Genomic DNA, 23,151 nt, shown 5'->3' on the forward strand with positions numbered 1-23,151 from the left:
GATTAATAGCCGACCGTAAACCGTTTGCGGGAGAAACGCGGACGCTCCGCCTCATCCAGCATGGCAACGGCGTAGTCCTCGGCCGAGATGCGGCTGTTCCCTTCGGCATCCGTGACGAGCCGGTTTTCTTCCGTACGGTATTGGCCGGTTTTTTCTCCCGGTTGGATCAATGCGGCAGGGCTCAGGTTCGTCCAGTCAAGCTCGGAGCGGTGGTATACTTCCAGCGCATCCCGGTGCGCGAGTGCGATTCCTTTCCATTCCGCGGGGAATTCCGGCGTATCGACCAGCTGCACGCCCGGAGCCACTTCCAGACTTCCTGCACCTCCGACGCTCAACAGACGGCTAACGCCGGCCTTTTTCGCCGCATCAACCAACGCTTGGGCAGCTTGGGCCAGCTTCTCCTCTTGGCCGTGGGCCGGACCGTAAGCGCTAATCACGATATCGTGACCGGCTGCCGCTGCGGCGAGACTATCCGCATTGAAAACGTCTCCTGCTACAGCTTTCAGGTTCTCGTTCTGTTTCGTCACACGAGCCGGATCGCGCACGATCGCCGTCACTTGATGTCCACGGCTCAAGGCTTCCTCCAATATCCGCTGTCCGATCGTTCCCGTTGCTCCAACCAATGCAATTTTCATCGTTAACTCCATCCTTTCGTGTTATAAAATGTTATTGTGATCAATTGTTATTGCGATTAATCGCATTCTCCATCCACGGAGCATGACAAGCCTTCGGCGGCCTTGCCAGCCTGACCAGCCAGCTCCTCGGCGATCACCTGCTCCAGCGTCTCCCGGTTTGCTATGCCTCTCAGCACCTTATTGCCGATAAAAAACGTAGGTACGGCCGTAATGCCCGCTTCCCGGTAAGCATGGTTCAGCGCTTGCTGATGAGCTTCCTTGTACTTCCCCGTTTCCAGCGCTTCCCGGTACTCGGCGGCATCCAGTCCGATTTCGCCGGCCAGCTTCGCGAGCACGTCCGGGTCCCCGATATTTTGCTCCTCCTGGAAGAAGGCCCGGAACAGCCGGTGATTGTACTCGTTTCCTTTGCCATGCTCCTTGGCGTATTGATATCCTTCGAACGCAAGGTGCGTGTAAGGATGCGGGGAAAGCCGCGGCAGCTTCATATCGATCCCTAGCCGCTGCGCGTAAGGAGCAATGGATTGCTCGAACATCCTCAATTTCGGCGGGTCGTTCCATGGGTCCAGCGGCTCGGTCGGGCTTGGGCGCAGCTCGAAGGGCATCCATTCCACCTCGACGTCCTTGCCTTGTACAGCCTGCTCCAGTGGTCCTTCCGCCAGAAAGCAGAAGGGACATACGTAGTCGGAATAAACTTGAATTTTGACGGTCATATTGAAATTCACCTCCTTAATAAGGTCTTCCTAGTCTCTTCTTCCCATTCACATGTAACCATGTCAGTTACAGGTTATGGCAAAAAAAAGGGTTACCGGTCACCCCGCACCAAATCGAACACAATCTGATCCAGCGTAACTTTCGCCAACTCGTTCTCCATGGCCGACTCCGCCCGTCTGAAGACGGTGTCCAGCGTGCCTTGAATATTTTGCCCGACCGGGCATTTCGGATTCGGCTTATCGTGCGCCGCGAACAGCTCCCCCGGCGGGTCGTTCTGTACGGCGCGATAAACTTCCAGAAGGTTGATGTCCTGGGGCTGTCGGGCCAGCGATGCGCCACCGACGCCAGGACTCGTATGCACCAGCCCGGCTTTGCCGAGCAGTCCGATCACACGGCGGATCACCACCGGGTTCGTGTTGACGCTGCCCGCGATAAATTCCGACGTGTTCCGGCCTTCCTTATTGATATCGAGGAGAGCCAAGATGTGAATCGCTACGGCAAAACGACTGCTGATCGACAATTCATATCCTCTCCTCTCTGTCAAAATCCATCACCTGTAACCATTGTAGTTACAATTACTCGGTTTGTCAACCCTTAAAAGTAATTGAAGGGCAAGCCCTTTCCCCATAACCTGCACAACGTTTTCGCATATACTGATACAGCAGGTTTAGGGTCTGCAGACGAATTAAGCACGTTTGCCTGCAGGCCGGAAGGCGGGAGGCACGAAATTATGCCAAATTACAGCGTATTTAACCGTTCAAACGGGCCGCTATTTACCCAGCAGGTCAATACGTTCTCCACCCCCGGTATCGACTCGTCGCCGGAAGGCGGAGCAGCTATGGCGGGTATTCTGTTCGCCGCCAACTTCTCTTCGTCGATCACGGCTGCGCAGAATGCTATTCTGCAGGTGTCCAATCCGTCCAACAGCGGTAAAACGATGTACGTCTCGCGCATCGCCGGAAGCTCCTCGATTGCAGGTACAACCGTCAATGTGCTCAAGAACGCAACGGTTGCCGGTTCCGCCGTGACGCCGGTGAACTTGAACTTCGGCAGCACTACGGTATCGGTGATGACCGCACAAAGCCTGGCCGGAACCGTAAGCGGGAGTCCGGTCGCCATTCTGACATTAGTTTTATCGGCCGGATCGTTCGTCTTGGAGCTTGGCGGGCGAATCGTCGTGCCGCCCGGAAATTCCATCACTGTCAGCGTCGGACTCGGTTCGGCTACAGCCTCCGCCAATATCAACTGGTGGGAGTACTGATTCGGAGGTGCGGGGATGACGAACGATAACGTTTTCGACTATAAAAACGATCCGGTTTACGTGCAAATGACCAACACCGTCCAAACGCCCGACATCTCTGCTCCGCCAGAGACGAGCGCCGGAAGCGCCGGAAGCTTGTTCAGTCTGACCGGCTCCGCTTCGGCTTTGGTCGTGCTGGGCTTGACGTCGGCAACGTTCTCCCTTCTGCTGTCCAATCCGTCCAATAGCGGCAAGACCGTATACATTTCCCGGTTGACGGGCAGCATCGGCGGCTCTTCCCTGCTTTCGTCGCTCTTCGGAAGCACGACTTTGTTCAAGGGCGGGACGTTATCGGGGGCTGCGTCCCAGACGCCGACCAACAACAATTTTAACAGCACGACCGCGAGCGTCGTCACCGCACAATCGTCCACATCAGGCGTAACCGGAGGGACCACCGTTTATTCTTATCAGCTGGCTCCCGGACCATTCGTACAAAATTTCATCGGCGGCATTGTCGTCCCTCCGGGAAGCTCTCTGTCAGCCACGGTCACGTCGTCAAGCTCCGTCGCGGGCCTTACGATTACATCCGCGATCAATTTGGCCTGGTGGGAGGCTTGAGCGAATACAAACAAAGCACGTACCGTCTTGTCCGCGGTCCGTGCTTATTTTATTAGGCTTGCCGTTCGCTTACGGCCTCTTCCCGTCGCGCCCGATCCGGTATTCGTAGTTGTCCTTGCACAATTGCAGCAAATCGTATTTCAAGCCGCGCTTGGGCGTCGTAATCTTGATCGCCCGGCCTCCCGTTCGCCGCAATACGGCACGAACCGAACCGGGGTCGCTTACTTTGTTCACGATGAGCTCGTCCGGCCCCTCGGTTTCCCCATAGCGGCTAACCAAAAAACGGTCGCAAGCGACCTCATCGTAAGCGCGCTCCAGTTCATGCATCTGAAAATCCCGCAGCATGCCCTCCTGCACCTTGGCGATTAGCACCCGATCCTCGCCGAAATACAGCACATCCTGATGGATCGAGCCTTCCCGGTCGACAATCTGCTTCTCCGGCATTTCCTCCAAAATACGCAGGTGGTGGAGCATGCTGCCCGCTTTCTCGAATTCCAGACGTTCAGCGTACTCGCTCATCTTGGTGCGCATCGTGGCGATCAGGTTCTCCCCTTGGTTCAAAAGCAGACCGGCCGCCTGCTGCGCCGTTTCCCGGTATGCTTCCTCCGTGATTTTCCCTTCGCATACGCCGCTGCACTTGCCAAGGTGATAGAGCAGACAGACGCGCTTCGGCAGCTTGTCGCACGTCCTCAGCTTATAGTGCTCCGTGACAAATTCGAGCACGGCATCGCGGAAGCGGGCGCTCCGGTAAGGGCCGAAGCGGTGTTCCTTTCCCCAAGCAGCATCCCGGCCTTCACCACTTGCGGTCCGCAGCCTGCGGTCGCGGTAATATTCGGTCAGCCGCGGAAACCGCTCGTCCGTCATCTGCAAATAAGCATACCCGCTGTTATCCCGCTTGAGCGCCCGGTTGTACGGAGGCTTATGAATTTTGATCAGATTGTTCTCCAGCAGCAGACTTTCCGACTCGTTGTTGACCAGCACCACTTCAATGGATGCGATGTCCTGCACCATTTGACGAATGCCTCTGCGCTGATCCCGGTTTTGGAAATACGAGCGCAGACGGCTGCGCAAATTTTTAGCTTTGCCGACGTAAAGGATACGGCCTTCGGCATTTTTCATGATGTAGCAGCCCGGGCGTTCCGGATATTCGCCCGCTTCGAATTGAAATGGCATCGCAAACTTCCCCTTTTTCTTGCAGTTCCGCGCAAGGCTCCCCCCGCACAGTTCCTTTAGAGGCTTTTGTCCATTTTAACCTGCTCCACAGCGACCGTAAACCCTCCCGCCGTCAAAACCTCCGCGCAGACAGACGTCTTCGACAAGTTAAACGCCCGTTTCCGCAGCGCATCGGCTCCGTCAAACACTTCCGAGCACAAGAGCCGGACGATTCCGCCCGCATCCGTGACGTCCGGGCTCGTTACACATTGGTACAAGAGCGTCGAGACATGCTCGCCGGATGCATCGTATGCCCGCTTGACCAGCGCATAGCCGACGGGGCGGCCTTCCGAGTCGGATGCAATAACCGTATGTCCGTCCTTCAAGCTCTGCCATCCCGTCTGCCAAGCCGAGTTGGCGTTGTAGAAAGGAAGCCTCGCCCCCTCATGCGGGCCGGACCAGCGGACCGTATAGTCCCCGCGCGGAAGCTCTCCCGGCTGCCAAGCCTCCGCCGATTCCAGCAGCACCAATTGATCGGTTACCTCGTAGCCCATTTTCCGGTATAAGGCAATCGCCTTTTCGTTCTGTTTGAATGCTTCGAGCGTCGCCAGCGATACGCCTTCCTCCTGGTACAACCGGATGGAAGCTTCCAGCAGCTGCCTGGCAACGCCATGCCTGCGGTGCGACACGGCAACGGCTGTTCCCCCGTTCCAGGCCGTCTTGACGCCGTTCGTCGTACGGATGCCGTTCAGAATGATCCCCACCGGCTCGTCCCCGTCAAACGCGACAAAGGAATAGTCCGCCGACAAGCTTTCGGCCACCATTCGCGCCAAGAACGCATCGATCGTCATGACGATCTGAACATAGTAATCCTCGAATCCTTTGTTCCAAGCCTCTATTGCTTGATTCAACGTACATTCGGACAGCCGCTTCACCGTCAGCTCCATTGCCGATTCCCCCATTGCGTATGACTTAGGCGGAGGAACATGACGTTCCCCTCCCTATTCTCTAGATTCTCATACAGATTCCTGATTTGCAAGATGTTGGAATCCCCTTTCCCCTCAAGGGAACAGCAAAGCCATTTCCCGCGTCTACTCCATGTGCGCACAACATATCAACACATAGGAGATTACGCATGAAAAGAGTTATTTTAACTATCGCTATCCTCTTGGGTCTCGGTTCCCTTCTGCTTTTGCTGACCGCACTCAAGCTGTCTGATATCACAACGGCCAGGCAGCCGCAAGCCGAAATCCATTATGAAAGCAAAGTGATCGTTCTGGTGTACCATGACGTCCAAGAACCGGATGCGGCCGGCATGCCCCGCCTCTTGACGGTCACGCCACAACAATTCGATGCTCATCTGAAGGCTCTGCAAGACCACAGCTATCAGGTCATCAGCATGGAAGATTACGTCCGCTTCGCCCGGCAAGGGAAACCGGTTCCCCCGAATGCCGTCGTCCTCACCTTCGATGACGGATACGAATCGTTTTATACCCGCGCCTATCCGATTCTGCAAAAGCACGGCGTTCCCGCATCCAATTTCGTGATCGGAGCGCCGACGGATAAGAGAGATCCCAAAAAGGGACAGTATTTGACATGGAACCAGATGCGCGAGCTGGTCAAGGCGGGGCATGGCATTTACAGCCATACCTACGATTCGCACCGCATGGTCGATACAGCGCCGAAAGGCCCGCAGCAGCCGGCCTTGACACATCCCGCCTATCTGGCACAATCGAAAAGGACAGAATCGGCCGAAGAGTTCCGCAAGCGGATTCTCAGCGATTTGACCTTCATGAACGAGCGGCTCCGCACCGAGCTTGGCGACCGTTCGAAGCTGCTCGCTTTTCCGTACGGGGCGTACAATAAAGAAACGCTGCAAGCGGCGGAGGAAGCAGGCATCGAGCTGCTGTTCACCATCCGCGAAGGCATTAATACCGCCTCAGACCGGTTGGTGCACCGGATCGACGCGGGCGAGCCGTATATAACCGCGGACACCTTGATCGCGACGATAAGAAAGTATCATAAAAATGAATGATAACCATCTTTAAAAATAACGAGGATAGTCCGGAAGCCGGCAGTAAAGTCTTTACCTTGCCGGCGGCCGGCACATTCGCTTTTATTGAAGCTTCCCCGCGTTTTGACGGCGTACGTGACGCTTTCCCCCTTTCTGCCCCCCTTGATGCTCATGAAATTTTTCCCATAATTTTGTAATTTTGGAATCGGAATCATTTGAACCGCCTGCCCCTTTCGTTCGCCTATATCATGTGCGCACACCACATCAAGCTTAGGAGGCACGCATGAGAAGGCTTATCCCGGGCCTCGCCTTTCTGCTGCTCTTGCTGACCGGGGTCACGCTGACCGGGCACACGCTGCAGTCGGAGGTCGAAGCCCATTATGAAAATAAAGTTATCGTTCTGCTGTACCACGATGTCCAAGAACCGGAGGCGGCTGGATTTCCGCAGCCCTCAACAGTTTCGACCGTCCAATTCGACGCTCATCTGAAAGCGCTGAAAGATCACGGCTACCAGATCATCGGCATGGAAGACTACGTCCGCTTCGCCCTGCAAGGAAAACCCGTTCCCGCCAACGCCGTCGTCCTCACCTTCGATGACGGGTACGAGTCGTTCTATACCCGCGCGTATCCGATTCTGCAAAAGCACGGCGTTCCCGCATCCAACTTTATGATCGGAGCGCTGTCGGATACATATCATCCCGATGCGGAGCCGCATCTGACGTGGGACCAAATGCGGGAGCTGGTCCGGGCGGGATACGGCATTTACAGCCATACCTACGACTCGCACCGCATGCTCCATACCGCCCCCGGCGGCCAGCCGCAGCCGGCCTTGACCCATCCCGCCTATCTGACCCAGCGCAATCGGACCGAGTCAGCCGAAGAGTACCGCAGGCGGATTCGCAGCGACTTGACGTTTATGAACGAGCGGCTCCGCGCCGAGCTTGGCAATCATTCGAGGTTGCTTGCTTTTCCGTACGGGGCGTACAATGAAGAGACGCTTCAAGCGGCGGAGGAAGCAGGCATCGGGCTGCTGTTTACGATTAAGGAAGGCATCAATACCGCCGCAGACCGGCTGGTGTACCGGATCAATGCGGGCGAGCCGTACATGACGGCGGACGCCTTGATCGCGACGATAAGCAAGTATCATTAAAGAAGGAGCAAAACTTTTTTGCGGAATCAATGAACCGAAGCCCCGTTTCGTTCGCCTATAAGGTAGAGGAAGTCAGGAAGGTGACGTAAATGGATCAGGAAAAGCTATATATGAAGCAGTGCAGGAACGGAGATAAAGAAGCTTTTTTCAAGCTGGTCGAGCCGTTGTTAAGCCGCGTCTACAGCACGTCGGCCGCGATACTCCGTTCCTCGCACCTGGCGGAGGATGCGGTACAGAATGCGTTGCTCGAAGCATATCAAGCCATTATGAACGGCAAAAATATTCGCAATTTCAAGAGCTGGTTCAATCATTTGACCGCCTGCCGCGCGCTCGATCTGGCCAGGCAACGTTCGAAATTGGCCAGCCGGACCGGCGATCTGGAGGAGATTGAAGTCCCGGACGAGCAAGCCTCCCCGATCGACGCGCTCATCCGCAAGGAAGCGGGCCACGAGCTGCTGGAATCGGTGATGTCGCTGGACATCAACCACCGGACAGTCGTCATTTTGTACTATTATCAGGAGCTGTCGCTTGACGAAATCGCCGATGTGCTCGACGTGAAGAAGGGCACGATCAAATCGCGGCTGCATGCCGCCCGCTTGAAATTGAACGAAAAAATGATGCAACCTAATCCAAAGCAGGTGATGGAATGTTGAAATCGGTACGCGATAAACAAGTCAAAGAAGAGCTCAGCCAATCGCTTCAAGAGCTTCCTGTCCCGGCATCGCTGCTTCAATTCGCAAAGGACGTTCCGAACATGGCGGAATCGCTGCCTGCTATCCCGGCCCGCAGGCCGATCCGGCAGCGCAGCAGGAAGGCACGCTTCACCATTGCCGCCGCCTGTGCCTTGGCCGTAGTCGCTTCAGTCGGCGCGGCGCAGGTTTCCCCGACGTTCGCCAATATGGTAAAGGGCCTTCCGGGCTTCTCCGGCGTGTTAAGCTGGCTGGATGAAGTACGGGGCTATGACGGCGTCCGCAATGCGCGCTCCTATGGTTATGAACCGGCCGAGCCCGTCGTGAAGCAGTTCGGCGACGTCACCATCGGTATCAGCGATGTTTATTTGACCGGCGATAAGCTTTCCTACAAAACGTTCGTCAAGTCCGACGAGATTAAGAAAAACGCGTTCAAACGAGATAACGGCTATTGGGACGTAGACTGGAGAAACACAACGAATTATTTGTTCAGTATCGAAGACTTTAATGAAATTAGGGGCGGAGGCAGCGGGGGCATCATTATGTCCGACGATTCAACCAAGGAGCCTATTTATGCCGGAACTCACAGCTTCACCCTGACGCCGCAGCAAGTCCAGGATTTTATGAATAAGAACCCGAAGGAGCTGCGGTTCGACGTATCCAAGGTTCAACCGGGACAACAAAATGCGGAGTTCTTGTCCGAGATCAGCGTGCCGTTCGACAAGTCGCAATGGCGTGAAGACCTTGTTGTTCCGCTTCATCAACAGGTTGAGGTGGCCGGGGACCCGGATCTTCCGTCGTTTGCCTTGGATCAGGTCAAGATTACGCCTACGAATACGCAACTTGATGTGAAGATCCAGCAGGGCGCAAACCACTATTTGGAGTTTAGGCAGACTGGCGATTATGAGCGTAAATTCGACCCTTATCTTACCGATGACAAGGGGAACAAATACCCGTTACATGTGGATAGTCCGCAGAAAATGTATGATAGCCTTGCTCGGCCTGGCGATTGGGACGGCAACAAGATGGAGTTCATGTCTTCGCCCTATTTCGACCCGTCCGTGAAGCGGCTAACCTTGCACCTGAACGGCTTCGAGCTTACCGAAAAAACGCCGAGCGCCTCATTCACGCTCTCGCCCGGCGAAAAGCTGCCGAAAACGGTACGCTTTAAGGATAAACAATTTACGATCGTCGGGACCTCTTATAAAAAGGGGTACCTGTGGCTCAAAATCAAGAAGGATCGTCCGGAAGACGTCCGCTTGGGCATCCAGTTCGGCATTCCTCAGGACCTCAACAAAGCTTATCAGGAGAAAATCCAGAACACCCCGGAATTGTATGAATTGTACGAGCCGCATCCCGGCGTTGCGTTAATCGACGGGGTGCCGCGGTCCGAGCGGCCAGAGGACGACTATTTTGAAGCAGGCATCATGACGCCCGAGCAGGACTCTTACGAAATTACGATGCTGCGCAACGCCAACCCGATCCCGCTGCAAAAAGAGATCACGTTTGAAATTAGAAAGTAGCAGTCGTAACCTTGCGAATACTTGGCACCATCGTCGCTTTGTTTGAAGTTCCCCGTGTTTTGAACGCGTTCATGACGGAATCACGCCGGCATGATGCGGTCAAGGCACGGGGTGTTTTTTTGGGGAAATAGCAGCATTACGGTTGCCCCGCACAAAACCCCATATATCGGCGATCCGGCTCTCGTAGGTTTCCTCCGGCATGATCCAACGTACGGTGATTTGATTAAATTGTCTGTAATATCCAAATCGTTTAAAGTATATTTAACAGTTCATTTTCATGCACAATCATTACTATGACTTGTATTAGCACTATGGAGAACCTTATGCCTACCATTGCCGAACGATTAAAAGAACTACGCGAGCAAAATCAGGTCAAACGAGAGGAACTCGCCCAAATCCTCGGGGTTTCCGTTCGTTCAATCAGCCATTATGAGTTGGGCAACAGACGGCCGGATTATGAAGGTCTTCTTGCTCTTGCAGATTATTTCAACGTTAGTCTGGATTATCTCGTTGGCCGGTCCAATGATCCGGAAAGACACTAGCGGATGTAAAAAAACCTTGATTCGGGCACGACCAACCGTGACCCAAACCAAGGTTTAATTTATTTTATCCCGTTATTTATTCGTAATAATAACCGTTTGGGACGAAGGCTCCCACTTCACTTCCGCTCCCAGCGCTTCGCCGATGAAGCGGACCGGGACCATCGTATGGCCGTTCACGATCTGCGCCGGCACTTCCAGCGATTTGGCCGAACCGCCGACCGTGACACGTTTATCGCCGATTTTCAAATACACCGTCGTCGTTCCTTTCTTGGCGGTCACGGACTGCTCCTTTTCGTTCCAATCGATCGTGGCGCCCAGCTTTTCAAAAATCGCCCTTAGCGGCACAAGCGTGCTGCCTTCGACGATAACCGGCGGCTGCTCGAAGCTTTGCGCGGTACCGTCAATCGTTACCTTAATGGCGTCGGTGCCGCCTGTGGACGCTTCGAAACTGAACGTATCGCTGCCGAATACCGGCGTGAAATCAACCGACGTTACGATACTCTCGCTGCCGCCGCCACGCGGATCGGTTGTGGTTTCTTTCAGCAATATGCCGGTTTCTTTGTCGAACCATTGCTCACTGGCCGGGATGACCCCGTTTTCTACTCTCTCGATCCCTTGGGCATCCGTAAATTTTCGATTCAATGGCTTGCTTGCACCCGACAGGTGATAGGCGGCCCGGCCAAGGAGCGTTTCTTCTCCTTTAAAAACCGGAGCTTCGTTATATTCTAACAGTGACTTAAGTTTTTGCTTGGACATTCTGGAGAAGCCGTCCCATTCCATCCCCTTCAACTTTACTCCGCTTGTTTTCCCTTCCGTGATGAAAACTCCGTCATCTCCGTTGATGATCGAAGTGCTCATCGTTTTGCCGCTTCCGTCATAGTTGATCTCCGAGCGGTACCGGGCATTCGGCACATCCTCCCATTGCTTGTATGACACAACCTTGCTCGTTCCATTTTCGAACGTGGACGTCTGCTTCCATTCCAAGTAAAACAGGCTCGGCTTCTTCCCTTCGATTTCCTTGGCGACCTGCTCAAGGGTCAATGCGCCGGTTCCGGCTCCTGCCGGGGCAGCCGTCGCTCCGTTAAGAGGCAGCGCCATGGCAAGCAATGCGAGACCTAGTCCTGCGGACATCCATTTTCGTTTGTTCAACATCATCATATCCTCCATCTTTCCATATAAGGGATTGCGGCGGTGCTTAGTTTTCGCCCCGAATCATCGCCGCTTGGGCCGGACGAAAACACCTCCTTATCTTAAGGCGAAACAAAATCGAATTCGGTTCACCCATGAACCAAGCCGCCGGTTCGTTCGCCTATAAGGTGTACGACCCAAAAAGAGGAGGAGCAAACCACAATGAAAAAAACAACCATTGCCGTATTAAGCGCAGCCGTATTATTAGGAGGACTCGCACCGCTGGCCGTTCGGGCCGATGCAACCGCCGTTTCCGCAAACCAAACCGCCGCAGTGCCAGTTGCCACTCAAGACGCAGAAACCTTCAAGCTGAACCCGGCCATCCAGAAGCAGTACGGCGGGGCCACGTTCACGTTGAAGTCGCTGTCGGCCTCACCGGAGACGACCGAATTTGTCTTGGCCCGCCACGTCCCGAATGGGATTGCGAAAGAAGTCGATGAACAGCTCATGGACATGCGTTATGTGGTGACGGACGACAACGGATGGATCTACGAGTACGAAAAAGCCAAAGAGCAAGGACAGGAGCAGCCGGATGGCTCTTTCGTGCCCCACTATACCGAAAATGTGAAGCCATTGCAGGGCAAGCCCAAGGAGCTGACCATTAGGCCATATGTAGGAGCCTGGTATGACGATACAAGCACGATGTTCTCGGAAAAAGCAAATGTGACCGCGCCATTGACCGGTCAGTATCCGCTAACGCTCGATCAAGGCAAAATCGGCAGCATGTCGGTAACCGGCGTGGACTTCGGCAAGGATAAAACTGTTCTGAAACTGGCGATCGCCGGAGAAACGGCATCCGTTCAGAAGACGGGCACTTGGCTGGTACAAAACGGGAAGCGGCTTGACTATACCCGCACGGAATTGGTTAGCGTAGAGGACGGCGTCTACCAATACGAGCTGGAATTTCCGGCCGTGGACCCGACAGCCCAGCTTGAGGTGCTGACCAAGCGCATGACGCCAGTGACGTTCCTGAAGGAACTGGAGATGAAAGTTCAGCTTCCGCAATAACGACAACAACCCGCGAGGAGTTACGATCCGCGCGGGTTGTTTTTATGCTACAGTCCTTTGCCAACCGGCTGAATCGTTCTCAATACTTGTGCAGCGACCTTCGGGCTGATCGCGGACGCGATGACCCATTCCGCCAACTGTTGGGCGGCCAGGCAGCCGGCAGCGGTCGCGATTCTTCCGTCGCTGACGAAATCTTGGGCGACCACCTTCACGTTCATCTTCTCCAGCATTTTCCTTCGGGTCGGATACGTCGTCGCTTCTTTACCATCCAACAAGCCTAACGCCGCCAAAATGAGCGCCCCCGAGCACATCGAACCGATCCACTGCCTGTCCGGAGCCAGCTTGAGGCGGGCCATATACTCTGTGTCTTGAATCAGCTCCGGGACCAGTACCCCGCTTGTAAAGAGGACCGCGTCCATCTCTTGCAGTTCGTCGATCGTCCCCATCGTCTGGATCGGCAGCCCGGCATCGGATACGTGCGTATCCTTGGTCCCTACGATCTTCACCTGCCAATCCTCCACGCCCGCGACGGAACGGACACGATTCAACAAATCCCACGGAAGAAACAAATCCAGATCGGTAAACCGATCAAAAATAACCAAGGCAATTTTCATGCGACTCTCCCCTTCCCCTCATAAAGTAGAATAGCTCTCATCGCTTCGACTGACGCCAAAGCAAGTAAAGAAAATAAGGACCGCCGACGGCCGAAACGACCAGTCCGGCCGGAATTTCCATCGGCGGCACAGGTCCCCGGCCGAGCGCGTCCGCGACGAGAACGAGCAGCCCGCCAAGGAGCGCCGCCGTGGGGATCAAGATGCGATGGCGTCCCCCGACAAGCTGCCTGGCGGCATGCGGCACAATCAGTCCAACGAACCCGATCGTGCCCACCACGGCTACGGCCGAACCGGTCAGCGCGACGGCCATCGCCAGCAGAGACGCCCGCAGAAGCTCGACTTTGACGCCGAGTCCAAGGGCGACCGGGTCGCCGAGGCGGATCACGTCCAAATGAACGGCCAGCAGCCAGGCGAGCGGAATAAGAAGCAGCATCCAAGGCAGCACTTGCAGCACCTGGTCCCATGACCTGCCCCACAAGCTTCCGCTGAGCCAGATGAGCGCCGTGTTCACGTTGGGCGTCGCCCGCGACACCAGCAGGTGAATGCCCGAGGAGCAAAACGCGCTGACGGCCACCCCCACCAGCGCCAGCCGGACGGGAGCGACGCCTCTGCGATAAGCAAGCAAATACACGGCAAATGCGGCGGCAATACCGCCGCCGAAGGCCGCTGCCATGAGCGCGGAGGGCGCTGACAGCGGCAGCAGCAGCGTCACGACGACCGCAGCCAGCCCCGCGCCTCCTGTAATGCCGAGCGTATCGGGAGCGGCGAGCGGATTGCGCATGACGCCTTGGGCGATGACGCCCGCGACGGCCAGACCGGCGCCGGCCAGCAGCGCCAGCGCGATGCGCGGGAGCCGGTAGTCGAAAATGATCGAAGCCGTGTTCGGGTCGCCTTGGCCGACGAGCGACGCCAGGATCGGCCCGATCCCGAGCTTTGCATCCCCGATGCCGATATTGGCTATGGCAAGAAGCAGGGTCGCGAGCGCCAGCAGGCCGAGGACGCCGGCGTTTCGCCGTCTGCCTGCCGCAACCGGAGCATGCTGTCCGTTCATTCGTCGTTCCCCTCCTTGCGCCTGCGGCGGGCCAAATAAATAAAATACGGCGTGCCGATCAGCGCCGTGACGACGCCAACCGGCGTCTCATACGGAAACAGCACGAAGCGGGAGGCGAGGTCCGCGAGCAGCAGCAGCACCGCCCCGAGTAGAGCGGACAGCGGGATCACCGCCCGATAGTCCGCGCCGGTCAAATAACGCGCGATATGCGGCACGATCAGCCCGACAAAGCCGATCGGACCGGCGACGGCTACGGACACGCCGGCCAGCAAGATCACAACAAGCGTGATCTTGCTCCGGGTCTTCCAGACACGCTGGCCCAGTCCCCGGGCCATGTCTTCGCCCAAGTTGAGGATGGAGGCCGAGCGCCCGAGCGCGAAGGCGACGGCAAGCGCGGGAACGCCCCACCAGAGGAGCGTTTGGACATGCTCCCACCTCCTCCCTGACACCGATCCTGCGAGCCAGAACAGCACGCTATCGGTTTTCGTTTCGTTGAAAATCAGCAGTGCCTGCGTCGCCGCCGACAGGATCGCTTGGATGGCCACTCCCGTCAGCGCCAGGTTGACCTCCATATGAGCTCCTTTAAAGGCGGAAGCCATCGCGAAGACGACAACCGCCGCTGCGGCTCCCCCTGCGAAAGCGGCTGCCACCGTATATCCGCCCGTCACAAACGGATACGTGACGGCCACAAAGACGACCGCCACCGATGCCCCGGCGTTGATCCCGAAGACGCCCGGCGAAGCAAGCGGATTGCGCGTCACGGCTTGCATCAATGCGCCCGCGACGGCCAGATTCGCCCCGACAAGCGCCGTGACAACCGTGCGGGGAATCCGGATGTTCCGGATAATACTGTGTGTCCGCGACCCGTCCTCGTGAAGCAGCGCGGTCAGAACGGACGAGATCGGCATCGACGTCGAGCCTACGGCAACGGACAGCAAGAGCGCCACCGTCAGCAGCACGAAACCGGCTGCGGCTACCAGAGCGATCCGGGCCGCGCGTCTGCGGACCGCTCTTGTTTCCGTATGCGGCTGTACGGAATAATCCACTAGTACCCGACCCCTTCGCTATCGAATCTGCCGAACTTGTACCAAGCGTATGAGGCCAAGGTCATTTGGCTGCGAATAGCAGCTTATCCGCCTGGTCGATCATCACATTCGCCCCCTGCACACTGCGGCGGAGCGACCAAGCGTACCGGTCCACCTCGTATACCTGCTTGTTCTTCACCGCCTTGAGGTCCTTCCACAGCGGGTCTTTCTCGATAGGCCGGCCACCCTCTTTGTCACGCTTGTCGCTCTCGGCGGACATCAGTACGATCGTGTCAGGATCGATCTCAAGAAGCTGCTCAAGTGTCAAATTGGCGTTCGTCGAAGTAGACGCGTATTTCGAAGCATCCTTCAACGCATACGTATACCCGAATTGCGTCAGCAGCTGCGAGGCGAAAAATTCCGGACTGCGTACGGCGATTTCGTTGTTCGTATTGCCGATGAGCAGCACGCTCGGCTTCCCTTGCGGCGCCTTGGCCTGCAGCGCTTTGAGCTTGGTCTTGTGAGCTTCGATCACCTTCTCCATCTCGCTGCGTTTCCCGACAGCGTCGGCGACCGTAAGCGCCGTCTTCAGCGTATCGTCGTAATCGGCGTTCAAGTTTTTCAAGGCGATCGTCGGCGCGATTTTGGACAATTCCGCATACACATTTTTATGCCGGTCCGTGTCCGCAATAATCAGATCGGGCTGCAGCATTTTGATCTTCTCCAGGCTGGGCTGCGCGCGGGTGCCTACCGGGGTGTAGCCCTCGATTTTTTTCAGCACCTCAGCAGCGATCAGGTTCGGTTTATTGTCGTCGGCGACGCCGGCCGGCTTCACGCCGACATCCAGCAGCGCGTCAATGAAGCCCAGCTCCAGCACGACAATCTTCTGCGGAGAGCTTGGAACCGGCGTTTCGCCAAGGTCATGCTTGATGGTTATCACGGCAGCGGAGCCTGCGTTTTTCGTCTCGGCCGATGCGGATTTCGTCTCCGTTGAAGCGGATTTGGCTTCGGCCGGCTTATCCGGCGTGCCTTCCTTGGAGCAGCCAAACAGCAAGGCGCTGATCAAGGCGACAGTAGCAATCAGAAAAAGTGACTTAAGAAGTTTCACGTTATGTATCCCCTTTGCGTAGGTATAATCTTCCGGTCGGCACTCATTATAGCAAATCATCGTTATAGTGACAATGATTATCATTATCATATAAATTCCCGTAACTTTTCCTCCCCGCACTTCGCGCCCGCTGTGGTCTGGAAATTTTTTCGAAAAAGGGTTTCCCCTGCAAACGCCGAATAGTTTAAGAGAGGAAGCCCACACCCCTAACATACATTTAGTAAGGAGGTATTTCCCTTGAATTCAACCGCCCGTCTGGGCAAATCTCTGATGCTCCTATCCTTGGCGCTGATGCTATGGTGTATCGGTCTTACAATTCCGGTACCCCAAGCGCAAGCGTCCTCCTATTCTTACGAGGCGGCTCCCAAAGGAACCGTCGGCGTCACCAAGCCGAATCTCACGTTTTATTTCGATACCGATTTGACCTTTGCGCCTTCGTCTTACACCATGACGCTGAACGGGCAGAGCGTGCCTGCCAGTTACGACCATGACAAAGGGACATTCACCTACACGCCCGACAAAGACCTTGCGCCCGGAAATTACACCGTGCAAATGTCGATCACCTATCCCGGCTATAAGCCTATCGAGCAATCGTGGTCGTTTACCGTAGCGAAAGACGCGATCAGCCGTTTCGAAGCCCCTGCTCCGGAGGATCTGGCCGGACTCGCCGCCATTAACGACTACCGGGTGCTGTACGGACTTCCCCAGCTTCAAATGAACGATCGGCTTCTCGCAATGGCGAAGGCGCATGCAAAATATTTGGATGCGAATAAAATCGCCCAAGACGATAAAAGCGCGGAGAGCTTGCACAATCAGAACCTGAACAAACCCGGATTTTTCGGCCAATCGCCGCGGGAACGCGCCGCTTACTACGGGTATTCGGCCAAGCTCGGGGAAGACGCCGCGTATCACGTGGGATCGATCGGTGAGACGGTCGACGTACTGTTCGACGCGCCGTATCATCGTTCCCCTTTCTTAAATCCGGATGCCAAAGAAGTCGGTATTGCTAAAATAGGCGATTACACGATCATCGAATTCGGTTTCGGATCAAGCGAAAATTCGCCGATCGTCGTCTCGCCGGCGGACGGGGAGCGGTATGTGCCGACGTCCTTTGACGGGAACGAAGCCCCGGACCCGCTGCGTATGCATACAGACGGCAATTACCCCGTCGGCTACCCGATCATGGCCCAATATTTCGGTGAAAATGTGGACAAAATCAAGCTGCTGAGCGCCGAACTGACCGATAACGCCAAGCAGAAAATCGACTTGTTCGCGAATTCGCCCGAAAACGACGACAAATTGGCCAATGCCGTTATCGTGCTACCGCGCAAGCCGCTGCAAGCGGATCAGACTTATCTCGTCAAGCTGAGCCTGCAGGTGACCAAAAAAGACGGCACCACGACGACCGAGTCGAAAGAATGGAATTTCACGACGGAGCCGCTGCCGCAGCTCGGAAAAACGAAGCTGCACCGCAATGCGTCCGATTACCTCAAACAGGCGGTCACCGTGCTGCCGACTCAGCGTAAAGCCAGCTTCGGGCTGGATGATAGCAGCTATACGGTCGACGGCGTCTCCTTCCCGATGCAGCGGACGCCGGTCATCGTCGACGGCTCCTCGTACTTGTATATCCGCGATCTGGCCGCGGCGCTCGGTGCGAACGTGGAATGGGACGAGCAGCAGCGCGCGGCGGTGTATACGAAAGGAACGCTTAAGGTCACGCTATACACGACGAGAAACGCCTACGAAGTGAACGGCGACCTGCGGCAAACCGATACGCCTGCCCGACTGGTTGGCGACAACACGATGGTCCCAGTCCGCCTGCTGGCCGAAGTGCTGGGGGCCAAAGTAGATTACGCCGAAGCTACGCGGACGGTTATGATTACTTACTGATGGGGCGACCCTGTCAGAGCCAAACCCATCCATGCAAAAGGCACCGCATCCTGCCAAAACAGGAGCGGTGCCTTTTTTATGCGCCGTCTATTCGTCTTCGTCTCCGCTATCCCCTCCGCCGTCATCGTCATCGGAAGCACGGGAAGTGCGAGAGGAACCGGAAGAGCCGGAGGAACCGAAGAATCCTGAGCTCGAGCTTGATGCGCTTGCCCGGCGTGCCGCCGCTACTCTTCGTTCTTCTTCGATTTCCCGCCGATACAGCCGTTTCATCTCGCTTATAATTTTATCCATATCATGACATTCATGGACAGCCTCGATGTAGCGGCCTCCGGCAATAAGGCCTTCTACGCGCTGAATAACGGATGTATGAGGAGCGTCGAACCTTCGAACCTCGATCCTGGATCTTACCTTGGCGCGTGTGGAGCGGTAGCTCGATTGCGCTTGACCAAGCGCTTTTTCCGCCTGCCGCTTCTGATCCAGCCTCTGCTTGACGGTTCCGGCAAACTCATTGGCGAGATCGGTTAGGCGGACAACATGCTGCTCAATCGCTCCGAGACGATAAGGCGGGACGAACAGCCGCTGATTCAGCTCGTTATTTAACGATTCCGCCCTTGCGAGCACCATGTCGACCTGGTCCGCCACGAGGAAGCGCAGATGGTTTTGTTTCACCTGCTTCACTGCCGCGTCAAGCGCCGACCACGCCTGCTCCTGTCTGCTTTTCAAGCTGCCGTAGCCCCGATCCAACTGCTCAATGGCGCTGCGGCAATTCCGCTGCATCTCCTCGGCCTCGCGCAGCCGTGCGAGCATGTCGTCCAAAGCGTGTCTGGCGGTATCGTAATCCTGGTGCTCGTCGTCGGATCGCCGTTTCACCTCGGGCAACTGCTGTTCCATCTGCTTCACATGCCGATCGATTGTCACGTAACGCTCCCACATGTCCTGCCAATGCTCTTGAGCGTAGCATTGGCGCGTTCTCGCAAGCGCCGGCGCGAGCGCCGCGTCCGTTGTCCGGTATTCCCACAGCTTCTTCTGCACAAGCTGAATGTCTTTCGGGTTCTGCTGGCGGAACGCCGCATGCCGCTGCGTCATCTCAACCGCAGCCTTTAAAAGGGCGCTGACTTGGGCAGCGGTGGTTCTAACCTGTTCAAGGCTGCCGGCCTTGAGATTTTCCAGCATGTCCTCCGACAGCCTCCGGGCCTCGGCAAGGCTCCCGTAAGGATCGATATGAAGCAGATTTAAACAATGCTCTTCCACAAGCTTCTTCACTTTGGCCTCAGCTTGGTTCACCCGGCCCGGGAAAGCCCGGTATTCGTTCAGATAGACGCCAATGTCCTTCACGTCCCGGCTGATGCTTTGCAGCCGGGCTTCGGCTTGCGACGCAATCCGCTGCGCTCCGACCGGGTCGGGCCGCGCCGCATCGGACGCTTGCTTCAGCTCCTGCCGGAGCCGTTCCAGCTCTTCGTACGTTTGGTTCAGCGGAAATGCAAGCTCCGCTGTCCGGCTTTTCGCTTCGGCTTCTACGGCGACACGCTGATCGGTAAGCCTCTGAAGCTGCGGCGATAGGGCTTGGGCCGCTTCCAGAACGCGGCGGACCTCGGCATGAACCTCCTTGAAGGACGCCCTCAACCGCTTGAGTTCGCCCTTCGAATCACGGATAAACCGCGAGAGCTTGACGAAGTGGAGAAAGAAAATTTTCGTTTCCGTTAACACAGTCAACCGCCGGCTAACAGCCACCGTAAGGTTAGCCAGCCGCTCGTCTGCTTGCTTCACGATCGATTCGGTGCTTCCCCTTGCATTCCCTTCGTAAGGTCTTAACTCTTCCACCGCGCTCATCATGTTTACCAGCAGACGCTGCGCCCCACGGCGAAGCCTTCTGACCCTCAGCTTGTAGACAAGTCCGCAGCCGAGTACGACAAGTAAAACCAGTACCGTACCCAGCACCAGGAAGAACGTACCGGCAGAAATGGTAATCTTCCCTGACTGCGGGGCATCCGCCGGAGCAGGAACCGAAGACGGCGTTTCCTGCGGTTTCTCTGCAGGCGGCTGTACCGCCTGATCAGGCTTGGCCGGAGCATTCTCCGAAGGCACGCCGCCTGCAGGAGCCGGGTCGGCCAGCGCGTTCTGGTGAACCAGCAACCCTAACGCCAGCATGACGCCGAGTAGTATTTTTTTCATCCTTCCACCTCGTCCGCATCGGTGTTATAGGAAGATTATACTAGAAACGGAGGCAGGCCAACATCCTTTTTTGTCGGATTATGGCACTGTTAGAGCAACAAAAAAGGCACCCGAAGGCGCCTTGTCTTAAGTTTCAAGCTTTATGACTTTACCCAACCAGCTTCCCGCTCATCCCTTGCCAGAGCGTTCATCCACGTTCACGTCGAGAATGTCCAGCAGGAAGACGAACACCGGAATCCCGATAATGAGCCCCCATACCCCGAAATAATGCTCAGAGAAGATGAGGATGATGAACGTATAGAACATCGGCAGATTCGTTTTGGACGACATCAGCTTCGGGTTCAGGAAATACCCTTCCAGGAAATGCAGGATGGTAATCATCACGATCACATAGATGACCATCAGCAGGCCGCCCAGCGTATAGCCGATAATGCAGAGCGGAATAAGTGAAATAATAACGCCCGCCACCGGGATCAAACTGAGCAGGAACACCATGATCGACAGCGCGAACAAGTACGGATACCCCAGTATCCATAACCCAATCGCAGTAAAAATCGTATTGAACACGGCGATCAGCAGCTGCGCTTCGATCACCTTGCCGAAGGAAAGCACGAACTTCCGGCCGAAATACTCCAGCTCGTTATAGAGCCAAGCGATTTTGCTCGTTTTAAATTTCGAGGTGAATCGGACGATGCGGTTCTTTTCCAGGATGAAGAAGAGGCTGAGCAGCAGCGCGAAAATAAATGTCGTTCCCCAGTTGCTGATCTTGAGCACATATTCGAAGCCTTGCTTCACATACGATTGCAGATTCAATTCCTTCAAGATGCCCGCGATCCATCTGGACAGCTCATCATCCGGGTGAGGCGAGTTCATCAGTGAAAACACGACGTCGTACAGCTGTTTGATTTGGACGATAACCTTGGGCAGATTGTGAGCGATCGCCCAGCCCAACAGGCCGCAAATGATCAAATACAGCAAGATCACAACGGTCTTGCTGTTGATCCGGATGAAACGGTTCAACTGCGCCGTGACATACCCTTGCAGACGGTACATGATGAAGGTGAACAGGAAGGTCAGCAGCACCAAATTCAGCATATCCCGAATTTGGAACAGCAAAAAGCAAACTATGAGCAATATGGCGAATCTTCTTACCGTCAGGTTGGTAAACATCGTTTTAAGCCATTCCATACATTTAATCTCCTGTTCCGCCGGAATAAGGAATAAAACTTCCCATGCAGTATACGAAGCAAAGGGAACGAAAGTTTCAGGGAAACGCGCCCGATTGACATAAATATTTCAAAAGGCAAAGAGACAGCACGGGAACGTGTCCCGCTGTCCGGGCTTGCGTGCCCTAGGAAAAAGAACATCATAAGATCCCGCGGCCCGTCAACGTGAGGATCGCCTTCTTCCACGGCTTCATTAGCTTTTATCGTCCTTTTTTCGTTTTTTATTCAGTTTTGTTGTTTATCCCGCCCCCGGCTGCTGCTTCGTTGTCTGGAATGCGGCATCGATCCGGCTTCGGAGCCCGCTCCAGAACTCGCCGATATTCCGCTTCGGATCGCCGACGATACTCTCGCCTTTTTTGCCGGGATGATAGATCACGTCCTTGTTCCGGTTGATCTCCTCCAGGTAATCCTGCACAATCTGCGCCGTCTTCGTATCCGGGTGCTGCTTCACCAGCTGCTCGTAGCTGCGCTTGACCGCCGGAAGCAGCTTCATCGTGCTTTCATCGATGGCGTCGTACCGGTATCCGTGAATGTACTGCTCCATATAATCGACATACAGCGCTTTGACTTCGGTCCTCCGATGGCCGGAGGGATAGCTCGTCAAGTAGTTCTCCGCCCGCAGGATGCGATCCGCAAGCTCGCTGCGTCCGATCAGCAGACGGCCGTCGTCGAAAAACGTCTTGTTCGATTCCGCCGCCCGGATGCTGAGGTAAGCCTTAACATCGTCGGACGCGAAGGAAGCGTACGCTTTCTTCAAAGCCTCATAGTCGATTTTCCAATAAAAATCGCCTTCGCCGCTCATGTCCAGCGCGAGCTTCCCTTCGGTTTGCCGCAGGAGCCACTGCTTCAGCGTATCGTCGTTTTGGATTTTATTGAAATCGAGAGGAAACCCGAGCTCGCGCAGCTTCTCGGCCGTTCCCGGCTGCTCCAGCATCCGCTTGAAATTGCCGTTCACGCCTGGCAGCAACTGGTCGTAATACTGCTCAAGCCGCAGCAGCATCCTGTCCGCCGTCTTCACGTCGGCCTTCTGCAAGTTAACGTCCAGAAACGCCGTAATTTCCCGGGCTTCCTTCGCTCCCGAAGCAGTCTTGTCCAACTGCTTCAGCAAGTCCTTGCCGCGGACCGGTTCCGAATTGGGCGTCCCCGGCTGCGGAGAAGTCGTCTGCCCTTGCGGCTCCTTCACGGTCGACGAGTTGTCGCCGCTTCCGCACCCTGTCATCACCGTCACGACAAGCAGCGCCAGAACAGCCATCCTTCCAGCACGTTTCATCATCTGCACTCCACCTCATGTTGGTTTCTCTACGATTTCAAATCATACACCGTGGTAAAGAAGTCTTCGCCGGACTTTCCGGCTACCCGCTCGGCGACCAGCTCGCGCAGATCGAACGGCTTGGTCATGTAATCGTCGGCTCCCAGCCTCGCCGCTTCAAGGCATATGCAATTGCGCTGACAATCGCTTGCTCGTCATCCGCCACAAGCACTCTGAAGTTCATGCGCCGCCTCCTCCCGGGTCCGATTTTACAAAAAAGAGAAGCCCGAACGACGCACAATCGGGCTCCTCTTCCATACATGATGATTAGTACTTAAATGATAGC

22 protein-coding genes are annotated in these 23,151 nt (G+C 55.7%); 9 read left to right on the forward strand and 13 right to left on the reverse strand.

Annotation, left to right across the window (positions count from 1 at the left end):
* Window positions 1-2: 2 nt before the first annotated feature.
* From PEL01S_RS20075 to PEL01S_RS20085, 3 genes are all read right to left on the reverse strand, one after another.
* Window positions 3-635, reverse strand: a complete 633-nt coding sequence (locus PEL01S_RS20075; RefSeq protein ID WP_127461567.1) for an NAD(P)-dependent oxidoreductase — start codon at window positions 633-635, stop codon at window positions 3-5.
* Window positions 636-691: 56 nt separating this feature from the next.
* Window positions 692-1,345: a DsbA family oxidoreductase gene (locus PEL01S_RS20080; RefSeq protein WP_063179212.1), complete on the reverse strand. Its 654-nt coding sequence runs from the start codon at window positions 1,343-1,345 to the stop codon at window positions 692-694.
* Between the two features lie 92 nt (window positions 1,346-1,437).
* Window positions 1,438-1,866 carry an Rrf2 family transcriptional regulator gene (locus PEL01S_RS20085; RefSeq protein ID WP_127461568.1) on the reverse strand — a complete coding sequence of 143 codons (429 nt, stop codon included), beginning with the start codon at window positions 1,864-1,866 and terminating at the stop codon, window positions 1,438-1,440.
* Between the two features lie 210 nt (window positions 1,867-2,076).
* Between PEL01S_RS20085 and PEL01S_RS20090 the strand changes: the two genes are divergently transcribed.
* Window positions 2,077-2,607 (forward strand): P-loop NTPase family protein, encoded by a 531-nt coding sequence (locus PEL01S_RS20090; RefSeq protein WP_063179208.1) that lies wholly within the window; start codon window positions 2,077-2,079, stop codon window positions 2,605-2,607.
* Window positions 2,608-2,622: 15 nt separating this feature from the next.
* Complete coding sequence (locus tag PEL01S_RS20095) at window positions 2,623-3,204, forward strand: hypothetical protein (RefSeq protein WP_127461569.1); 582 nt, start codon at window positions 2,623-2,625, stop codon at window positions 3,202-3,204.
* 69 nt (window positions 3,205-3,273) lie between these two features.
* Here PEL01S_RS20095 and PEL01S_RS20100 read toward each other — a convergent pair whose 3' ends face one another.
* Together PEL01S_RS20100 and PEL01S_RS20105 are read right to left on the reverse strand one after the other, a co-directional pair.
* Window positions 3,274-4,377 carry a GIY-YIG nuclease family protein gene (locus PEL01S_RS20100; protein WP_127461570.1) on the reverse strand — a complete coding sequence of 368 codons (1,104 nt, stop codon included), beginning with the start codon at window positions 4,375-4,377 and terminating at the stop codon, window positions 3,274-3,276.
* Between the two features lie 56 nt (window positions 4,378-4,433).
* Window positions 4,434-5,303 (reverse strand): GNAT family N-acetyltransferase, encoded by an 870-nt coding sequence (locus PEL01S_RS20105; RefSeq protein ID WP_163768047.1) that lies wholly within the window; start codon window positions 5,301-5,303, stop codon window positions 4,434-4,436.
* Between the two features lie 188 nt (window positions 5,304-5,491).
* On the opposite strand from PEL01S_RS20105, the gene PEL01S_RS20110 reads away from it, so the two are divergent.
* The 5 genes from PEL01S_RS20110 (at window position 5,492) to PEL01S_RS20130 (ending at window position 10,274) form a co-directional block, all read left to right on the forward strand.
* Window positions 5,492-6,391 (forward strand): polysaccharide deacetylase family protein, encoded by a 900-nt coding sequence (locus PEL01S_RS20110; RefSeq protein ID WP_063179199.1) that lies wholly within the window; start codon window positions 5,492-5,494, stop codon window positions 6,389-6,391.
* Between the two features lie 262 nt (window positions 6,392-6,653).
* Complete coding sequence (locus tag PEL01S_RS20115) at window positions 6,654-7,520, forward strand: polysaccharide deacetylase family protein (protein ID WP_063179195.1); 867 nt, start codon at window positions 6,654-6,656, stop codon at window positions 7,518-7,520.
* Between the two features lie 89 nt (window positions 7,521-7,609).
* A complete protein-coding gene (locus tag PEL01S_RS20120; RefSeq protein ID WP_063179193.1) occupies window positions 7,610-8,173 on the forward strand; it encodes an RNA polymerase sigma factor in 564 nt (187 codons plus the stop codon).
* Window positions 8,167-9,732: a hypothetical protein gene (locus PEL01S_RS20125; RefSeq protein WP_127461572.1), complete on the forward strand. Its 1,566-nt coding sequence runs from the start codon at window positions 8,167-8,169 to the stop codon at window positions 9,730-9,732. The genes PEL01S_RS20120 and PEL01S_RS20125 overlap by 7 nt, the downstream gene beginning before the upstream one ends.
* A 323-nt stretch (window positions 9,733-10,055) precedes the next feature.
* Window positions 10,056-10,274, forward strand: a complete 219-nt coding sequence (locus PEL01S_RS20130; protein ID WP_127461573.1) for a helix-turn-helix domain-containing protein — start codon at window positions 10,056-10,058, stop codon at window positions 10,272-10,274.
* Window positions 10,275-10,346: 72 nt separating this feature from the next.
* Here the strand turns inward: PEL01S_RS20130 and PEL01S_RS20135 are convergent, their stop codons facing one another.
* Window positions 10,347-11,426 carry a copper amine oxidase N-terminal domain-containing protein gene (locus tag PEL01S_RS20135; RefSeq protein ID WP_127461574.1) on the reverse strand — a complete coding sequence of 360 codons (1,080 nt, stop codon included), beginning with the start codon at window positions 11,424-11,426 and terminating at the stop codon, window positions 10,347-10,349.
* A gap of 198 nt (window positions 11,427-11,624) precedes the next feature.
* Between PEL01S_RS20135 and PEL01S_RS20140 the strand changes: the two genes are divergently transcribed.
* Window positions 11,625-12,470: a DUF5643 domain-containing protein gene (locus tag PEL01S_RS20140; protein WP_127461575.1), complete on the forward strand. Its 846-nt coding sequence runs from the start codon at window positions 11,625-11,627 to the stop codon at window positions 12,468-12,470.
* Window positions 12,471-12,517: 47 nt separating this feature from the next.
* Here the strand turns inward: PEL01S_RS20140 and PEL01S_RS20145 are convergent, their stop codons facing one another.
* The 4 genes from PEL01S_RS20145 to PEL01S_RS20160 form a co-directional block, all read right to left on the reverse strand.
* On the reverse strand, window positions 12,518-13,084 hold the full coding sequence (locus tag PEL01S_RS20145; RefSeq protein ID WP_127461576.1) for a DJ-1/PfpI family protein: 567 nt from the start codon (window positions 13,082-13,084) through the stop codon (window positions 12,518-12,520).
* Window positions 13,085-13,121: 37 nt separating this feature from the next.
* The gene (locus tag PEL01S_RS20150; RefSeq protein ID WP_127461577.1) at window positions 13,122-14,135 is read right to left on the reverse strand and encodes a FecCD family ABC transporter permease; all 1,014 of its coding nucleotides are present in this window, start codon (window positions 14,133-14,135) and stop codon (window positions 13,122-13,124) included.
* Complete coding sequence (locus tag PEL01S_RS20155; RefSeq protein ID WP_127461578.1) at window positions 14,132-15,181, reverse strand: FecCD family ABC transporter permease; 1,050 nt, start codon at window positions 15,179-15,181, stop codon at window positions 14,132-14,134. The genes PEL01S_RS20150 and PEL01S_RS20155 overlap by 4 nt, the downstream gene beginning before the upstream one ends.
* 61 nt (window positions 15,182-15,242) lie before the next feature.
* A complete protein-coding gene (locus tag PEL01S_RS20160) occupies window positions 15,243-16,268 on the reverse strand; it encodes an ABC transporter substrate-binding protein (protein WP_127461579.1) in 1,026 nt (341 codons plus the stop codon).
* A gap of 237 nt (window positions 16,269-16,505) precedes the next feature.
* Between PEL01S_RS20160 and PEL01S_RS20165 the strand changes: the two genes are divergently transcribed.
* Complete coding sequence (locus PEL01S_RS20165) at window positions 16,506-18,158, forward strand: stalk domain-containing protein (RefSeq protein ID WP_239551372.1); 1,653 nt, start codon at window positions 16,506-16,508, stop codon at window positions 18,156-18,158.
* A gap of 87 nt (window positions 18,159-18,245) precedes the next feature.
* On the opposite strand, the gene PEL01S_RS20170 is transcribed toward PEL01S_RS20165, so the two are convergent.
* The 3 genes from PEL01S_RS20170 to PEL01S_RS20180 form a co-directional block, all read right to left on the reverse strand.
* Window positions 18,246-20,330 carry a septation ring formation regulator EzrA gene (locus PEL01S_RS20170; RefSeq protein ID WP_127461580.1) on the reverse strand — a complete coding sequence of 695 codons (2,085 nt, stop codon included), beginning with the start codon at window positions 20,328-20,330 and terminating at the stop codon, window positions 18,246-18,248.
* 168 nt (window positions 20,331-20,498) lie between these two features.
* Complete coding sequence (locus PEL01S_RS20175; RefSeq protein ID WP_010493100.1) at window positions 20,499-21,518, reverse strand: AI-2E family transporter; 1,020 nt, start codon at window positions 21,516-21,518, stop codon at window positions 20,499-20,501.
* 276 nt (window positions 21,519-21,794) lie between these two features.
* Window positions 21,795-22,829, reverse strand: a complete 1,035-nt coding sequence (locus PEL01S_RS20180; RefSeq protein ID WP_127461581.1) for a hypothetical protein — start codon at window positions 22,827-22,829, stop codon at window positions 21,795-21,797.
* Between the last annotated feature and the right edge of the window lie 322 nt (window positions 22,830-23,151).

This window comes from Paenibacillus elgii NBRC 100335, assembly GCF_004000865.1.
Taxonomy (GTDB): Bacteria; Bacillota; Bacilli; order Paenibacillales; family NBRC-103111; genus Paenibacillus_G; species Paenibacillus_G elgii.

Bases quoted from the DNA above. Each gene is read 5' to 3' on its own strand.
- PEL01S_RS20125 (WP_127461572.1), top strand. From the start codon at position 8,167: ATGTTGAAATCGGTACGCGATAAACAAGTCAAAGAAGAGCTCAGCCAA.
- PEL01S_RS20100 (WP_127461570.1), bottom strand. From the start codon at position 4,377: ATGCCATTTCAATTCGAAGCGGGCGAATATCCGGAACGCCCGGGCTGC.
- PEL01S_RS20115 (WP_063179195.1), top strand. From the start codon at position 6,654: ATGAGAAGGCTTATCCCGGGCCTCGCCTTTCTGCTGCTCTTGCTGACC.
- PEL01S_RS20175 (WP_010493100.1), bottom strand. From the start codon at position 21,518: ATGGAATGGCTTAAAACGATGTTTACCAACCTGACGGTAAGAAGATTC.
- PEL01S_RS20075 (WP_127461567.1), bottom strand. From the start codon at position 635: ATGAAAATTGCATTGGTTGGAGCAACGGGAACGATCGGACAGCGGATA.
- PEL01S_RS20120 (WP_063179193.1), top strand. From the start codon at position 7,610: ATGGATCAGGAAAAGCTATATATGAAGCAGTGCAGGAACGGAGATAAA.
- PEL01S_RS20140 (WP_127461575.1), top strand. From the start codon at position 11,625: ATGAAAAAAACAACCATTGCCGTATTAAGCGCAGCCGTATTATTAGGA.
- PEL01S_RS20180 (WP_127461581.1), bottom strand. From the start codon at position 22,829: ATGATGAAACGTGCTGGAAGGATGGCTGTTCTGGCGCTGCTTGTCGTG.
- PEL01S_RS20170 (WP_127461580.1), bottom strand. From the start codon at position 20,330: ATGAAAAAAATACTACTCGGCGTCATGCTGGCGTTAGGGTTGCTGGTT.
- PEL01S_RS20135 (WP_127461574.1), bottom strand. From the start codon at position 11,426: ATGTTGAACAAACGAAAATGGATGTCCGCAGGACTAGGTCTCGCATTG.
- PEL01S_RS20110 (WP_063179199.1), top strand. From the start codon at position 5,492: ATGAAAAGAGTTATTTTAACTATCGCTATCCTCTTGGGTCTCGGTTCC.
- PEL01S_RS20150 (WP_127461577.1), bottom strand. From the start codon at position 14,135: ATGAACGGACAGCATGCTCCGGTTGCGGCAGGCAGACGGCGAAACGCC.
- PEL01S_RS20090 (WP_063179208.1), top strand. From the start codon at position 2,077: ATGCCAAATTACAGCGTATTTAACCGTTCAAACGGGCCGCTATTTACC.
- PEL01S_RS20095 (WP_127461569.1), top strand. From the start codon at position 2,623: ATGACGAACGATAACGTTTTCGACTATAAAAACGATCCGGTTTACGTG.
- PEL01S_RS20080 (WP_063179212.1), bottom strand. From the start codon at position 1,345: ATGACCGTCAAAATTCAAGTTTATTCCGACTACGTATGTCCCTTCTGC.
- PEL01S_RS20145 (WP_127461576.1), bottom strand. From the start codon at position 13,084: ATGAAAATTGCCTTGGTTATTTTTGATCGGTTTACCGATCTGGATTTG.
- PEL01S_RS20105 (WP_163768047.1), bottom strand. From the start codon at position 5,303: ATGGAGCTGACGGTGAAGCGGCTGTCCGAATGTACGTTGAATCAAGCA.
- PEL01S_RS20130 (WP_127461573.1), top strand. From the start codon at position 10,056: ATGCCTACCATTGCCGAACGATTAAAAGAACTACGCGAGCAAAATCAG.